At 53.5% G+C, this 15553-nt stretch carries 13 protein-coding genes, 1 tRNA gene and 1 pseudogene; 3 read left to right on the top strand and 12 right to left on the bottom strand.

Annotation, left to right across the window (positions count from 1 at the left end):
• The first annotated feature begins 815 nt into the window (after positions 1-815).
• Together cspE and V2S86_RS20625 are read left to right on the top strand one after the other, a co-directional pair.
• Entirely contained in the window at positions 816-1028 is a 213-nt protein-coding gene (cspE, locus tag V2S86_RS20630) for a transcription antiterminator/RNA stability regulator CspE (RefSeq protein WP_004952373.1), read from the top strand.
• A 728-nt stretch (positions 1029-1756) separates the two neighbouring features.
• Positions 1757-3556, top strand: a complete 1800-nt coding sequence (locus tag V2S86_RS20625) for a glycoside hydrolase family 13 protein (RefSeq protein ID WP_330763936.1) — start codon at positions 1757-1759, stop codon at positions 3554-3556.
• Between the two features lie 73 nt (positions 3557-3629).
• On the opposite strand, the pseudogene V2S86_RS20620 reads toward V2S86_RS20625, so the two are convergent.
• From V2S86_RS20620 to xerD, 7 genes and pseudogenes are all read right to left on the bottom strand, one after another.
• Positions 3630-3761 (bottom strand): annotated as a pseudogene (locus tag V2S86_RS20620) (IS3 family transposase); the annotation flags it as partial.
• Between the two features lie 184 nt (positions 3762-3945).
• Positions 3946-4019 (bottom strand) — tRNA-Gly (locus V2S86_RS20615).
• 169 nt (positions 4020-4188) lie between these two features.
• On the bottom strand, positions 4189-5706 hold the full coding sequence (gene lysS, locus V2S86_RS20610) for a lysine--tRNA ligase (protein WP_330763934.1): 1518 nt from the start codon (positions 5704-5706) through the stop codon (positions 4189-4191).
• Between the two features lie 9 nt (positions 5707-5715).
• Positions 5716-6814, bottom strand: a protein-coding gene (gene prfB / locus V2S86_RS20605) for a peptide chain release factor 2 (protein WP_013814375.1) whose coding sequence is annotated in 2 segments (ribosomal slippage) — positions 5716-6738 and positions 6740-6814 — 1098 coding nt in all. Because the reading frame shifts where the segments join, the coding sequence is not laid out codon by codon here.
• A 166-nt stretch (positions 6815-6980) separates the two neighbouring features.
• Positions 6981-8714 (bottom strand): single-stranded-DNA-specific exonuclease RecJ, encoded by a 1734-nt coding sequence (gene recJ / locus V2S86_RS20600; protein WP_330763933.1) that lies wholly within the window; start codon positions 8712-8714, stop codon positions 6981-6983.
• 6 nt (positions 8715-8720) lie between these two features.
• Positions 8721-9437 carry a bifunctional protein-disulfide isomerase/oxidoreductase DsbC gene (gene dsbC, locus V2S86_RS20595; RefSeq protein WP_330763932.1) on the bottom strand — a complete coding sequence of 239 codons (717 nt, stop codon included), beginning with the start codon at positions 9435-9437 and terminating at the stop codon, positions 8721-8723.
• Positions 9438-9464: 27 nt separating this feature from the next.
• Positions 9465-10364 carry a site-specific tyrosine recombinase XerD gene (gene xerD, locus V2S86_RS20590; protein WP_330763931.1) on the bottom strand — a complete coding sequence of 300 codons (900 nt, stop codon included), beginning with the start codon at positions 10362-10364 and terminating at the stop codon, positions 9465-9467.
• Positions 10365-10470: 106 nt separating this feature from the next.
• Here xerD and fldB point away from each other — a divergent pair, with 106 nt between their 5' ends.
• Positions 10471-10989, top strand: a complete 519-nt coding sequence (gene fldB / locus V2S86_RS20585; protein WP_330763930.1) for a flavodoxin FldB — start codon at positions 10471-10473, stop codon at positions 10987-10989.
• Positions 10990-11026: 37 nt separating this feature from the next.
• On the opposite strand, the gene creD is transcribed toward fldB, so the two are convergent.
• The 5 genes from creD to sdhE all read right to left on the bottom strand — a co-directional run bounded on the left by creD (position 11027) and on the right by sdhE (position 15255).
• Positions 11027-12391, bottom strand: coding sequence for a cell envelope integrity protein CreD (gene creD / locus V2S86_RS20580; RefSeq protein WP_330763929.1), 1365 nt, complete (start codon positions 12389-12391; stop codon positions 11027-11029).
• A gap of 84 nt (positions 12392-12475) precedes the next feature.
• Positions 12476-13894, bottom strand: a complete 1419-nt coding sequence (gene creC / locus V2S86_RS20575) for a two-component system sensor histidine kinase CreC (protein WP_330763928.1) — start codon at positions 13892-13894, stop codon at positions 12476-12478.
• Positions 13891-14586, bottom strand: a complete 696-nt coding sequence (creB, locus tag V2S86_RS20570) for a two-component system response regulator CreB (RefSeq protein WP_006319417.1) — start codon at positions 14584-14586, stop codon at positions 13891-13893. Before creB ends, creC begins: the two co-directional genes overlap by 4 nt.
• Complete coding sequence (locus tag V2S86_RS20565; RefSeq protein WP_330763927.1) at positions 14586-15008, bottom strand: protein YgfX; 423 nt, start codon at positions 15006-15008, stop codon at positions 14586-14588. The genes creB and V2S86_RS20565 overlap by 1 nt, the downstream gene beginning before the upstream one ends.
• The gene (gene sdhE / locus V2S86_RS20560) at positions 14989-15255 is read right to left on the bottom strand and encodes an FAD assembly factor SdhE (RefSeq protein WP_330763926.1); all 267 of its coding nucleotides are present in this window, start codon (positions 15253-15255) and stop codon (positions 14989-14991) included. Before sdhE ends, V2S86_RS20565 begins: the two co-directional genes overlap by 20 nt.
• Positions 15256-15553: the final 298 nt, after the last annotated feature.

Here is a 15553-nt window from a genome sequence, read left to right as displayed (position 1 = left end):
TTGCGATAAAGGCCACGAAGTGTTTTTTGTATGGGCATCGATGCTGAGAAAAAGTGACAACCTCGCTTGATGACGCTTTAAGGCCACGTAGTCAGTATCTACAATCGCAGGGTGTGGACCAAAACGCGATGATGTAACGCCATGATTTAATTGTTTTTTGTTTGCGATTAATTTTCGAGATAGTGCAGGAGAATAGTGCAACAAAATCGCAACTGAAGTGAGGCTACGCATCAAGAGTCTATATCGCGAGGGGAGATGTACTTGTTTAAGATGCCATACCTTGGAATATTCATTCAGGTTGGCGGATAATGTGAACCGGTAAATATAGGGGAGGTTTTAGTTAGTATTAGCACCCAATATTATCTGTGATAAACGTGTACATTTAAAGCAGTACCTTAGCAGTAAGAAATTATTAAGTTCATTAATGTTAAATCTGAAGTCAGCAGTACCATAAAAGCCCTGGCTGCAACGGTCAGGGCTTTTATCTTTCATATATCCACTACATTTCGATGAAAAACGCCTTCCCCAGCCAATCACGATAAAATCATCATACCGCGTTTGGGAGATATTGGTCTGCCAATGACATTAATAAAATTAATCCTTGCTTAATAAATCAAACCAAGCCTACTATGGCGTCATCGGTTTGGAACACAGACCTTATGAAAGCAGTTTTAGTAAAGCAGTCCTCAGTTCAAGCGTTATCTCTAGATACCCCTTCTTCATGAGCCTCCTCCTAAGTGCCCCATAAGTAAAATTCTGCAAAACAGGCCATGTTCGCCACGATGAGTGGCTCAAAAATGAAAAAGGATGTATCTATGTCTACTAAAATGACTGGTTTAGTAAAATGGTTTAACGCAGATAAAGGCTTCGGTTTTATCACTCCGCAAGATGGCAGCAAAGATGTATTCGTACATTTCTCCGCTATCCAGAGCAGCGATTTTAAAACCTTAGACGAAGGTCAGAAAGTGGAGTTCTCTGTTGAGAGCGGCGCTAAAGGCCCGTCTGCTGTAAACGTTATCGCGCTTTAATCGCCGATAACCTCGCTAAAACTTGCAATAGCGATGAAGGCAACGGCCTGAGCAGTTAAGTATTAGTGATCAAAAACCCGCTTATGGTGGGTTTTTGCGTTTCTTAATCAGCATCCATACATCATCAGGGAAATAGTAACATACCCAATATTTTCTGTGATAAACGTGTACATTTAAAATCAGTACCTAAGCAGTAATAAATTATTAAGTTCATTAATGTTAAATCTGAAGCAGTAGTACCATAAAAGCCTTGGCTGTAACAGCCTGGTATTTTATATTCAAGCTTCAATCAAAAATCATTTTCATTAGAGAATAAAATCACTCAGTGATTTACATCCTATGAGAAAAAAGATTAAACCCTATAATTATTAATCAGGTAGTCATTTCTTGTATAAACTATATTATTCAAAATAAATACACATACCAAAGGGATATTTACCGATAAAAATTAACAGCATTTGTAAGAAAAAAAACCATTAAAACCAACTAGATTCAGCCAAAAACGCTATATAAGTCGTTATTTTCTTAAATTACTTCGTTATAACTCAACCACCGCGCTTCCAATCTTTACCATACGACTGCTAACAGACATAATAATCCAGCTTCTTATCCCACTCTCTGGAATAATAAATTGCCGTAATTATTTCAGAGAGAACCCATATACCATTGATATTAATGGCCTACGAGGGATTTTAGTTTTTCAAAATTAAAACCTGGAGAATAATGTAATGTCCCGTTATGGATTGAGCACAGCTATAGCCATTTTTCTTGCAACCTCTTTTTCAGCTAAATGTTATCAGGCCTACGGTGCCACACAAGCCAAGGCTCCCGAAGAGATTGTTCAACAATCGGACACTCTCCCCACATGGTGGAAGCAGGCCGTTTTTTATCAGGTATATCCGCGCTCGTTCAAAGACACCAATGGAGATGGTATCGGTGATATTAACGGTATCATTGAGAAGTTAGACTATCTAAAAACATTGGGGATTGATGCCATCTGGATAAATCCGCATTACGACTCGCCGAATGTAGATAACGGTTACGACATTCGTGATTACCGCAATATCATGAAAGAATACGGCACAATGGAAGATTTCGATCGTCTGATTGCCGAAATGAAAAAACGCAACATGCGTTTGATGATTGACGTCGTTATCAACCATACCAGTGATCAACACCCTTGGTTTGTTCAGAGTAAAAGCAGTAAGGACAGCCCTTACCGCAACTATTATTTCTGGCGTGATGGCAAAGACGGCCAGGCTCCCAATAATTACCCCTCCTTCTTTGGCGGCTCAGCTTGGCAAAAAGATGACAAGACCAACCAATACTACCTTCACTATTTTTCCAGGCAACAGCCAGATCTCAATTGGGATAACCCAAAAGTTCGCCAGGAACTGTATGACATGCTGCGCTTCTGGCTAGATAAAGGGGTTTCTGGTCTGCGTTTCGATACCGTTGCCACCTATTCGAAAATTCCGGGTTTCCCGGACCTTCCTCAGCAGCGGGTAGCGAACTTTGCGGAAGAATACACTAAGGGCCCTAACATTCATCGTTACGTCAATGAAATGAATAGAGAGGTTTTGTCTCATTACGACGTTGCTACCGCAGGGGAAATTTTTGGCGTCCCTCTGGAGCAATCGATTAATTTCGTCGATAGCCGACGCAATGAACTCAATATTGCCTTTACGTTTGATCTGCTCAGGCTCGATCGTTACGTTGATGAAAGATGGCGCCGAAAAGACTGGAACCTCGCGCAATTCCGCCAAACGATCGACAAGGTTGACCACACCGCCGGTAAATATGGCTGGAATGCCTTCTTCCTGGATAACCACGACTATCCCCGAGCTTTATCTCACTTTGGTGATGATCGCCCGCAATGGCGTGTAGCCTCAGCTAAAGCGCTTGCAACCCTGATCCTGACCCAACGGGCCACTCCTTTCATTTACCAAGGCTCAGAGCTGGGTATGACCAACTATCCATTTAAAAAAATGGATGATTTTGAGGATATTGAAGTGAAAGGTTTTTGGCATGACTACGTTAAGACAGGCAAGGTGACGGCCGATGAGTTCTTGCACAACGTGCGCCAGACCAGTCGAGATAACAACCGGACGCCATTCCAATGGGATGCCGGCAAAAATGCAGGCTTCACGGCCGGAACGCCATGGTTCAAGATCAACCCTAACTACACGGCAATCAATGCAGCAAGCCAGGTCAACGATCCGAACTCGATATTTAATTATTACCGTCAATTGATCAAGATTCGTCATGATATACCTACCCTGACCTATGGAACCTACAGGGATCTGGATCCTGAAAATGAATCTGTCTACGCCTACACCCGAACTCTTGGCACGGAAAAATATCTCGTGATCATTAATTTTAAAGAAAAAACAATTCGCTATTCGCTGCCCAAAAACCTTTCTATTGATACGGCCATTATAGAAAGCAGCAGCCAACACACAACAAGAAAAAATGACACCATGATCGTTCTAACACCATGGCATGCCGGGATTTATAAAGTTAACTGATACCATAAAATAACAGGGTGACATTTATTTGTTACCCTGCCTTACTTTTATAATTAATGAGTATCACGATATAAACCCCACCGTATTTCTTACGCCATTCGTAAAGGTAGCATCGGAGATAGCCAGCTTCCGGTACCGGTGTACCCAGCCCGGCCTGCTTCAGGGCAAAGGCAATCTGTTCTTCGGTGAGTTGCGCCTTTTTCATCGGCACAACTTCAGTTCGGGGAAGTATTTGTCATGCCGGGATTCTGTTTCTGAATGGAGCAGGATTTTGGGTCAGGGCCAGGTTTGGATGGGTAATTCCTTGTGATACCTTTGTAGGTATCTGAACACTCAACCGATTATTAGTGTTTTCTGATTTATTAAGAGAAGATACTAATAGGAAGGATTGGAGCGGGTGAAGGGAATCGAACCCTCGTATGCAGCTTGGGAAGCTGCCGTTCTACCATTGAACTACACCCGCATCGGTGTGCGACTGGCATTATAACCGGTTATCCACGTCGGGCAAGCGGAGATAGCGCGTAACTGCCGATGTTTTAAGCAGTTAGCCGCATCGGCCCCCTTTTCCCTCCAACAAGCGAAAAAAAACCGGCGCAGTCGCCCACACCGGTTGATGTTCACTTCACAAAAGATTATTTCTGCGGGCGCATCGCCGGGAACAGAATCACATCGCGAATAGTATGGCTGTTGGTGAACAGCATGACCATGCGATCGATACCGATCCCCAAACCTGCCGTCGGCGGCAGGCCGTGCTCGAGCGCAGTGACGTAGTCTTCGTCATAGAACATCGCTTCGTCATCGCCTGCGTCTTTCGCATTCACCTGGTCAGCAAAGCGCTGCGCCTGATCTTCCGCGTCGTTCAGCTCGGAGAAGCCATTACCGATTTCACGGCCGCCAATGAAGAACTCGAAACGGTCGGTGATTTCCGGGTTCTCATCATTACGGCGCGCCAGCGGGGACACTTCCGCCGGGTATTCGGTGATGAAGGTCGGCTGAATCAGATGGCTTTCCGCCACTTCTTCGAAAATCTCGGTCACAACGCGACCCAGGCCCCAGCTCTTCTCAATCTTGATACCGAGAGATTCAGCGATAGCCACCGCCTTGCTCATATCGGCCAAATCGGCCAAATCGGTTTCCGGACGGTATTTTTTGATCGCCTCGGTCATGGTCAGCTTTTCGAACGGCTTGCCGAAGTCGAACACTTCATCACCGTACTGCACCTGAGTTTTGCCCAGCACGTCCTGAGTCAGGGTGCGGAACAGCGATTCGGTCAGCTCGATGAGGTCTTTGTAATCCGCGTAGGCCATATAGAGTTCCATCATGGTGAACTCTGGATTATGACGCGGAGAAACGCCTTCGTTACGGAAGTTACGGTTGATTTCGAATACCCGCTCGAAGCCGCCTACGACCAGACGCTTCAGGTACAGCTCCGGGGCAATACGCAGGTACATATCGATGTCCAGCGCATTGTGATGAGTAACAAACGGACGCGCAGAAGCGCCGCCCGGGATCACCTGCATCATTGGGGTTTCGACTTCCATGAAGCCGCGTTCCACCATGAAGTTGCGGATCCCCGCCATCACCTGAGAGCGCACCTTGAAGGTGTTGCGCGATTCATCGTTGGCGATCAGGTCCAGATAACGCTGGCGATAACGGGTTTCCTGATCGGCCAGACCGTGGAACTTGTCCGGCAACGGGCGCAGGGCCTTGGTCAGCAGGCGCAGTTCGGTACAGTGAATAGACAGCTCGCCGGTCTTGGTTTTGAACAGCTTGCCGCGAGCGCCAAGGATATCGCCCAGGTCCCACTTCTTGAACTGCTCGTTATAAATGCCTTCCGCCAGATCGTCGCGCGCAACGTACAGCTGGATACGGCCACCGACGTCCTGCAGCGTCACGAATGACGCTTTACCCATAATACGGCGGGTCATCATGCGGCCGGCAACGGTAACTTCTACGCCCAACGCTTCCAGCTCTTCGTTATCTTTTTCGCCGTACGCAGCGTGCAGTTTATCGGACGTGGTGTCGCGACGAAAATCATTCGGGAACGCAATGCCGTTCTCGCGCAGCCCGGCCAGTTTCTCACGGCGTGACTGCAACTCATTATTGAGTTCCAACGCCTGATCGGCGCCCTGTGGTTGTTGCTCAGACATTTCTGTTCCTCATAACCCGGCTTTCAAACTTGCCTCAATGAATTTATCCAGGTCGCCATCTAATACGGCCTGCGTGTTACGCGTTTCAACGTTGGTGCGCAAATCCTTGATGCGGGAATCATCCAGCACGTAAGAACGGATTTGGCTGCCCCAGCCGATGTCGGACTTGTTGTCTTCCATCTGCTGTTTATCAGCATTTTTCTTTTGCATCTCAAACTCGTACAGCTTGGCTCGCAGCTGTTTAAACGCTTGATCCTTGTTCTTATGCTGAGAACGGTCGTTCTGGCACTGCACCACAATGTTGGTCGGCAAGTGGGTAATACGTACCGCCGACTCGGTTTTGTTTACGTGCTGACCGCCCGCACCGGAGGCGCGGTAAACGTCAATACGCAGATCTGCCGGGTTGATGTCGATATCGATATCGTCATCCACTTCCGGATAGATAAACACCGAGCTAAACGAGGTATGACGGCGGCCGCCGGAGTCGAACGGGCTCTTGCGCACCAGGCGATGCACGCCGGTTTCAGTGCGCAACCAGCCGAACGCATAGTCGCCGATAATCTTGATGGTGGCGGATTTCAGCCCCGCGACGTCGCCGTCGGACTCTTCGATCACTTCCGTTTTGAAGCCCTTGGATTCAGCCCAGCGCAGGTACATGCGCAACAGCATGCTGGCCCAGTCCTGTGCTTCGGTGCCGCCGGAGCCTGCCTGGATGTCCAGATAGCAATCCGCGCTGTCATATTCACCGGAGAACATGCGGCGGAACTCTAATTGTTCCAGCTTGGCAGACAGTTGATCGAGTTCGGCTACGGCTTCGTTAAAGGTTTCTTCATCGTCGGCTTCAACCGCCAGCTCCAGCAAGCCGGTGACGTCTTCGCCGCCCTGTTCCAGCTGATCGATGGTTTCCACGATGGCTTCAAGCGCCGCACGCTCTTTACCCAGCGCCTGTGCGCGCTCGGGGTCGTTCCACACGTCAGGCTGTTCCAGCTCGGCGTTGACTTCTTCTAGGCGTTCTTTCTTGGCATCATAGTCAAAGATACCCCCTAAGAACGGCAGTCCGCTCGGACAGGTCCTGAATTCGGTTTTTTACCGGATTAATTTCAAACATGGTTTTTAGCGTTCTTTTTCGTTGATGTCGTCGATGGCGAAATGCCATTAGAACCGGCAATTCTATCGGATCCGGGCGTCAGTTTATAGCGAGTTGGTCAGTTTTTGTGGGGGGAGGGATGTGTATCCGAATCGGGCGCGGCATCACCGCACCCGTTCAGGAAAAATCAACGCGGCCAGAGGTGCTGAATCAATAACTGTACGTTGCGATTACCGCGGAACTCATTGACGTCGAGCTTATAAGCCAACTCAACTTCACGTACGCTGCTGTCGGGCCACAGGGTGGTGTCCACATTGAAGGCGATGCCGTCGAGCAGTGGGCCGCCAGTGAGGGGTTCCACCATCAACTTCAGGTGTTTCTCGCCCACCAGTCGCTGTTGCAGGATGCGGAACTTACCGTCGAAAGTCGGTTCAGGGAACGCTTGTCCCCACGGCCCGCCCTCGCGCAACAGCTCCGCCGTTTCCAGCGAAAGCTCTTGCATCGCCAGTTCTCCGTCGGACCAAATCACCCCTTCCAGCATCGCCGGATCGAGCCATTCCCCCACCAAATCGCCAAAACGCTGACGGAATTCGTCGAATTTGGCCTCTTCCAGCGACAACCCGGCCGCCATTGCGTGGCCGCCGAACTTCATCATCAAGCCCGGATTCAGCGTATCCAACCGCTCCAGCGCATCACGCATGTGCAAGCCGGCCACCGAACGCCCGGAGCCTTTCAGAATGCCCTCGCCCGCCGGCGCAAATGCAATCACCGGGCGGTGGAAACGTTCTTTGATGCGCGAAGCCAAAATGCCCACCACGCCCTGATGCCATTCAGGGTGATACATCGCCAGCCCATACGGCAAAGCGGTGCTGCTGCGTTCGAGCTGCTCGCACAGCTGCAGGGCTTCAACCTGCATACCCTGCTCAATTTCACGCCGTGTCAGGTTAAGCGCATCGAGATCGTTAGCCAACATGCGCGCCTGCGCAATGTCATCGCTGAGCAACAGCGCCACGCCAATCGACATGTCGTCCAGCCGCCCGGCGGCATTGAGCCGCGGCCCCAGCGCAAAGCCAAGATCGTTGGCCGCCAGCTGACGTGCATCGCGATTGGCCACTTCCAACAATGCACGAATGCCTGGCCGACATTTGCCGGCGCGAATGCGATTCAGACCCTGGTACACCATAATGCGGTTGTTGGCGTCGAGCGGCACCACATCGGCAACCGTACCCAGTGCCACCAGATCCAACAGTTCAGCCAGATTCGGCATCGCCAACGCACGTTGTTCAAACCAGCCACTGTCACGCAGCCGGGCACGCAACGCCAGCATCAGATAGAAAGCCACGCCAACGCCGGCCAGGGATTTTGACGGGAACTCGCAGCCGCGCAGGTTCGGGTTGACGATCGCCTCCGCCGCCGGCAAGGTTTCCCCCGGCAGGTGGTGGTCGGTAACCAGTACCTGCATGCCCTTGGCGTGCGCCACGTCAACGCCCGCGTGAGAAGAGATGCCGTTATCCACGGTCAGAATCAATTCCGCACCGCGCGCCGCCGCCTGCTCGACCACTTCCGGACTCAGGCCATAGCCGTCCTCGAAACGGTTCGGCACCAGATAATCGACCGCACTGCCACCCATGCTGCGCAGCGCCAGCACCGTCAACGCGGTACTGGTGGCACCGTCGGCGTCAAAATCCCCCACCACCATGATACGGCGATGTTCGGCCAGCGCCTGTTGCAGAATGCCCACAGCGGTATCGATGCCATCCAACTGCTGCCAGGGCAGCAAACCTTTGACGCTGCGCTCCAGTTCCCTCTCGGCCTTAACGCCGCGCAGCGCGTATAAACGGCGCAGCAGCGGATGCAGGCTGGCGGGCAGATGGCTGTCGTCCGTCGCCGCTCGGCGGCGTAATTGCGTTTTGATGCTCACCGGCGATTAACCACCGGTTTGGGTTGCGGTCTGATGCGCATCCAGCATGGCGGCCATCTCTTTCGGCCCCTGATAACCCGGGATCATCATACCGTTTTGCAGAATGATGGCCGGAGTGCCCTGAATGCCGAACTGCACGCCGAGCGCATAGTGTTTGCTGATGTCGGTTTTACAGGTCGCCGGGGACACCGCATCGCCTTTCAACGCGGAATCGAATGCCTTGGCTTTATCGGCGGTACACCAGATTGACTGCATGTCTTTCTCGGCCTGGGAATTCAACCCCTGGCGCGGGAACGCCAGATAGCGGACGGTAATGCCCAGATCGTTATACTCTTTCATCTGCTGGTGCAGCTTGTGGCAATAGCCGCAGGTGATGTCGGTAAACACGGTGATCACGTGTTTTTCTTTTGGCGCCTTGTAGACGATCATCTGATCTTTCAGCGCTTCGAGTTTGGTGTTCAGCAGTTGGTTGGTGACGTTCACCGGCTCTTTGCCGCTGACGTCGTACAGCGGGCCTTGCAGAATGTGTTTGCCGTCTTCGGTGACATACAGCGCGCCGTTATCGGTCAGCACGGTTTTCAGGCCGCTAACCGGTGAGGGCTGTACTTCCGCCTGCTGAATGCCCAGGCTACCGAGCGCTTTTTTGATTGCTGCATCGTCGGCCTGGGCCGTACCGGTCACCGAAGCCACCAGCAGAGAGAGCAGCATTAAACCTTTTTTCATTCTTCCAATCCTTTTGAACCCGGCGTGTCAGGCACGCGGGTGATGCTGTTGATGTAGCTGTTTAAGTCGTTCGGTCGCTACATGCGTGTAAATTTGTGTGGTAGAGAGGTCGCTGTGCCCCAATAACATCTGTACGACACGGAGATCGGCCCCATGGTTCAGCAAATGGGTGGCAAACGCGTGGCGCAACACGTGCGGTGACAGCCTCTCGCTATCAATACCCGCTAGGATCGCATAGTGTTTGATGCGATGCCAGAACGTCTGTCGGGTCATCTGCTGGCAGCGGTTGCTTGGAAACAGCACATCCAGCGCCTGCCCATCGACCATCCACGGGCGGCCGTGCTCCAGATAATTTTCGATCCAGTACACCGCCTCCTCGCCCAGCGGCACCAGCCGTTCCTTGTTGCCTTTACCGATCACCCGCACCACGCCCTGGCGCAGACTGACGTCGCTAATGGTCAACCCGACCAGTTCGGATACTCGCAGGCCGGTGGCGTACAGCACCTCCAGCATCGCCTTGTCTCGCAGTTCCAGCGGCTGATCGACGCACGGTGCCTGCAACAAGGCATCGACCTGCGCTTCGCTCAAATCTTTTGGCAGCCGCTGCGGCAACTTCGGCGAGGCGAGCAGCGCGGTGGGATCGTCTTCCCGCAGCTTTTCACGGTACAGATACTGGAACAGGCGGCGCATGGCGCTCAGCAAACGCGCAGAGCTGGTCGCTTTGTAGCCCCCCTCCACCCGTTCGGCGAGAAACGCCTGCAGATCCAGCGCCTGCGCCTGTAACAGCGAGGTATTTTGATGGTTCAGCCAGGCGTTCAGCGCCTGCAGATCCAGCCGGTAAGAGGCCAGCGTATTTTCTGCCAGATTGCGTTCGAGCCACAGCGCATCCAGGAATTGCTCAATCAGCGCACTCTCTTGCTGTTGCACGCGGTCCTCTCTTTGTTAGCTTTCCACCTGCGCCATTATGCCTTAAGCCGACGCAAATCTGGTACACTCGATGCCATTCCACGAACGGTAACATAACGGTTTAAAAATGAAGATTGGTCTGTTTTACGGCTCCAGCACCTGCTACACCGAGATGGCGGCAGAAAAAATCCGTGAGATTCTGGGCGAAGACCTGGTCGACCTGCACAACCTGAAAGACGTCTCCCCGCAACTGATGGAAGAATATTCCATCCTGATCCTCGGCATTCCTACCTGGGATTTCGGCGAATTGCAGGAAGACTGGGAAGCGATTTGGCCGCAACTGGCGACGCTGGATCTGAAGGGGAAAATTGTCGCCATGTACGGCATGGGCGATCAGCTCGGCTACGGCGAATGGTTCCTCGATGCGCTCGGCATGTTGCACGATCACATCGCCCCGCTCGGCGTACAGTTTATCGGCTTCTGGCCCATTGAAGGCTTTGAATTCACCAGCCCGAAACCGCTGAGTGCCGATGGCAAACACTTCGTCGGTCTGGCGCTGGATGAAGTGAACCAATACGACATGAGCGAAGACCGTCTGCAACAATGGTGCGAACAGATCCTGTTGGAGATGGAACCGCTGCTGTAATGCCAATGGGCGCGATTGCCGCGCCCAACGCCTCTGCTTATTTCCACAACCGGAAGCGGTTTTCGCCGTCACCGGTCGGCGTTTCGCCGCTCAACCGCGCCGGGTCGGCCACCTGATACCAGTCCAGCTTGCGCGTCAACAGCATTATCCCCGCCAGAATGGCGAACAACAGCCCTGCCCCCAGCACCAGCGCATTGTCTTCGGACTGCAACAACAGGTACAACACGCCATAAAGCATCAGCAGGCTGCCGGCGAACATCGCCCCGCGCCGCTTGCCGCGCAGCACCGCGCTGAGATAAAAGGCGATCAGGCCGCTGCAGGCCACGCTGGCCAACAGGTAGGCGGTGGCGAAACCGAAATGTTCGGAGAACGCCAGCAGGATCAGGTAGAACAGCACCAGCGCGGCACCGACCAGCAGATACTGGATCGGATGTACCCGCAAGCCTGTCAGGGTTTCGAACAGGAAGAACGCCATAAATGTCAGTCCGATAAACAGCACCGCATATTTCACCGCACGTTCGGTCAGTTGATAGTGATCTACAGGTTCAATCAGGCTGGCGCTGAAGGCCGGCAGCTTGTCTTCGTCAATGATCCCATCGTCATAATGAAACGCACTGTTAATGTTATTGGCGAACCAGGTGCTGCGCCAGCGGGCGCTAAAGCCTTTCTCCGTCACCTTGCGCTCATCCGGCAGGAAGTTACCGAGGAAATTAGGGTGCGGCCAGTTGCTTTGCAGCGTCAATTCGCTGCTGCGGCCAAGCGGCACCAGGGACAAGCTGCTGGTGCCCGCCAACGTCAGGGTAAAATCGGCATCCAGTCCCTCTTTTTGCAACGCGGCAAGCTGTAGCGGCGCATGAATGCCTTGCGGCAGTGCATCCACTCGCGTACCCGGTTCAAAGGTGGTTGGCGGCTGGGCGCTGGCAAGCGGCGAAATACTCTTGATGCCACGCGAATCGCTGAGCGCAACCAGCAGGTAAGGCTGCTCAAGGGTCACGTTGCTGCGCTGCAAATCAGCCAAATCCGGCTGACCGAATTTCACCTGGAACTTTAACGGCCCCTGATATACCTGGGTTTGATAGATACCCAGCTTGCGCACCTCTACGTTCGGCTTGCCGCTAACCTGTAAACTCTCCGGCAGCAGATAACGATAATGCCTCACTCTCTGCACTACCGGTTGCCCCTTGTCGTCCTTCTTCTCTTCCCGCTCGATATAAGGGATGACAATCAACGGCCCCAAAATGCGCTGCGCCCGGCTGGTGCTTTCGCTTACCTGCCCAACCACGCTCTGGCGATAGCCGCTGCGCTCCTCAATCACGTTCATCAATTGCGTCACCGGGATAATCATTAAAATCATCAATCCCAGCAGAGTGGTTATTTTCCAAAACAGTACCGATTTCATCATCGCTGCGCGCTCCTTGTAGGTAGTGGCGCCACAATAAAACCGGCAAGTGAAAACAGGATGTGGTGATGTGAAGGGACTGTGAAGTCAGAGCGATAAAGTGAAAACGGCTACCACACCGCACGGTTGGCGGTTGTACAACTGAATGCCGCCCCGGTGCAATCGCGCCACTTCCTGCACAAAGTTCAGGCCCAGTCCGCTGCTTTTGGGTTTATCGGCCCGCGCCAGCGAATAGAAACGCTCAAACACTTTGTCCAGCGCGTAATGCGGGATACCGCTGCCGTTGTCGCTGACGGTGATGAGGTAATGACTCTCCCGGCGTTCGCCGCACACGCTGACGGCACCGCCCGGCGGGGTGAAATCCAGCGCGTTGTCGAGCAGATTGGTCAAGGCCTGGCTAATCAGCAGTCCATCGCCGGTCAGCGTGATCGCTTCCAGCTCATCCACCTGCAACACAACGCCGCGCTGCGCCGCCTGAGCCTCTTTGCCCGCCACCGCCTGGCGCACCAACGTCGCCACTGCCAGCGATGCCAATTCAAGGCCGGGCCGGCTCTCGAGGCGCGCCTGCACCAGCAGCTTGTCCACCAGTTGCTGAATACGGGCGCTTTGTTGTTCGATATTGGTCAAAAATCGCCGTGCCGTCGCCGGTGGCGGCAGTTCCTGCAGCAGCTCGGCCGCACCGCGGATCGCCGCCAGCGGGCTTTTCAGTTCGTGGGTCAAGGTATGCACGTACTGTTCGATATAAGCTTTACCTTCCAACTTCATCCGCATGCTTTCCAACGCTTGCGCCAATTGCGTCAGCTCGTGACTGCCCATTGTTGGCAACGGCACGCTTTCACCCTGCGAGACGCCGTCGGCATAGCGCACCAGCCGGCCAATCGAGCGGTTGATCCACCAGACAAAGCCCAGCCCGATCAGCAATGCAATACCCAGCAGCAACGCACCCGCCCACAGGATCCGCCGCTCGCTGCGCTTGATCACTGGCACCATGGCGCTGTTCGGTTTGCCTGCGCTGAGCACGCCAATAATCTTGCCCTGTTCCAGCACCGGCGCGGCGACGTACATCACCGAGCTGTTTTCATCCTGCGGATTGCTGCGCGTACTGCGCGCGCCATATTGACCGCGCAGCGTCAGATAAACGTCATTCCAGCGTGAGTAGTTCTGCCCGACCGCCTGGCCCGCGGAGTCAAAAATAACCGTACCGCGCGCATCGGTGAGATACACGTGATATTCGCTGCGATCCTTGCGGATACCGGCAATATTGGCACCAATCGGCCGTTGATTAAGCTGGGTGAATGCTTGTGCGAGCTGCCCGTGCGCCACGTCGTCGCGCTGCATGTCCAGACGCGCTATTTGCGCCAGCAGATTGGCGGTGTCGACCAGCATGCCTTCGGTCGCACGCCGCACGCCGGGTTTCACTTCTTGTACGAAAATGCTCAGCACGAAATAGCCCGCCACCGCCACAATCAGGAAATACCCCAGCAACAGGCGCAGGCCGATTCTCATGACTGGCGGCTCACGCTGTACCCCATACCGCGATGGGTGTGAATAGGCGGTTCAGCGGGATCGATCGCACGCAGCTTGGCGCGCAGCGTTTTGATGTGAGTGTCGACGGTACGATCCAGGCTCTCTTCCGCCTGCGCCCAAACGCTGTCCATCAGTTGCTGGCGTGAAAACACCCGGCCGGGTGCCAGCAGCAGCGTTTTCAACAGCAGAAATTCGTAGCGGGTCAGCGGCAGCGGCCGCTGATGGTAATAAATGGTCGCCGCAGGTTCATCCAGGCCAAAAGGACCAAAGGTGTACAGTGCGGGCTGTTGCAGACGCTGCTGTTTTTGCAGGCGCCGCAGAATGGTACGCACGCGGGCGCTGACTTCGCGAGGAGAAAAAGGTTTGGCAACGTAATCGTCGGCACCGATCTCCAGCCCTATCAGGCGATCGACTTCGTCGCTGCGGGCGGTGAGAAACAGAATGGGCAAATCCGCCGACTGCGACAACAAACGGCGGCACAGTTCAAAACCGTTGATGTCCGGCAAGCCGACATCGAGGATAACCAGCGCGGGCGCTCCTTGCGCCAACGCCTGCAATGCCGGCTCGCCGCGTTCGAACCAGCGTACCTGAAAGCCTTCGCTCTCCAGGGTATAAATCAGCGTATCGGCAATGCTGGGCTCATCTTCCACCAGCCAAAGCGTCGGCTTCATCAGGGTTCCTCGTCATCATCGGCCGACGGGTACTGCAACAGCTGGCGCAGATGCCGCCATTCGGCTCGGCCCATACTGTCGGAGGCCAGCCACAGTCGGCGGCGCTTTTTGCCCTGCGTCGGCTGTAGCGTCAGCAGAATGCCGTAACGCGGCATCCAGGGTTGTTTTACCAGCAGCCATTCCTGCCCGTGCCAGCCCATACGTTTATTCGTCAGCAGGCGCAATTCACCCTGCCGTGACGCAATACGCTTTTGGCTGCGAATGCATTCAAACACCACCAGCGTCAGCAGCACCAGCCAGATCGGGCCGTAGCCTTCCGGCCAGGGCGCAATCAGGATCAGCAGGATCAGGACGCCATGGGTCAGCAGCGAGAGTAACTGGGTGCGCCAGGAAATGCGGACATTACATCGCCACTGGGCCACGGTCTTTATTTCGCGTTTGGATCAGTGTCACCATTCTCTGCAGTTCACTGTCTTGCGGAGCGCCATGATTCATCAGCCAGTTGAACAGATCGGGATCGTCGTTCTCAAGCAGCCGGATAAACAGGGCTTTGTCTATGTCATTCAACTGGTCGTACTCATACTCGAAGAACGGCATGATTGAGATGTCCAGTTCGCGCATACCACGGCGGCAGGCCCAGTGAATACGTGCTCTATTATTAATATCCATGTTGTTATGACTAACCTCTTTTCGGCGTGGCAAAAGCCATCGCAGGGTTCAACCGACACACTGTATGGCAACGCCTGCGCGATATAATTCCATCGGCCAAAGATCTGTCTGCAAGGGGTACCTTTGGCCGTAAGCCCATAGAGTAACAATTTGACATACTCGCCGGGAAGGACGTTCTCTGCGTAAAGTGGAATAAAGCGCTAAATGTCAAAAAAAGCGCTGCCGGGGATGCAAGCGTGAATAACAGTTTGCAAAGCCCGCCGCCTCTTTTACCATGGGGCCAACACACCTTCAGGTA

The sequence above is a fragment of the Serratia sp. C2(1) genome (assembly GCF_036352655.1).
GTDB lineage: Bacteria > Pseudomonadota > Gammaproteobacteria > Enterobacterales > Enterobacteriaceae > Serratia > Serratia inhibens.
This window is presented reverse-complemented; position numbering and strand designations above follow the sequence as displayed.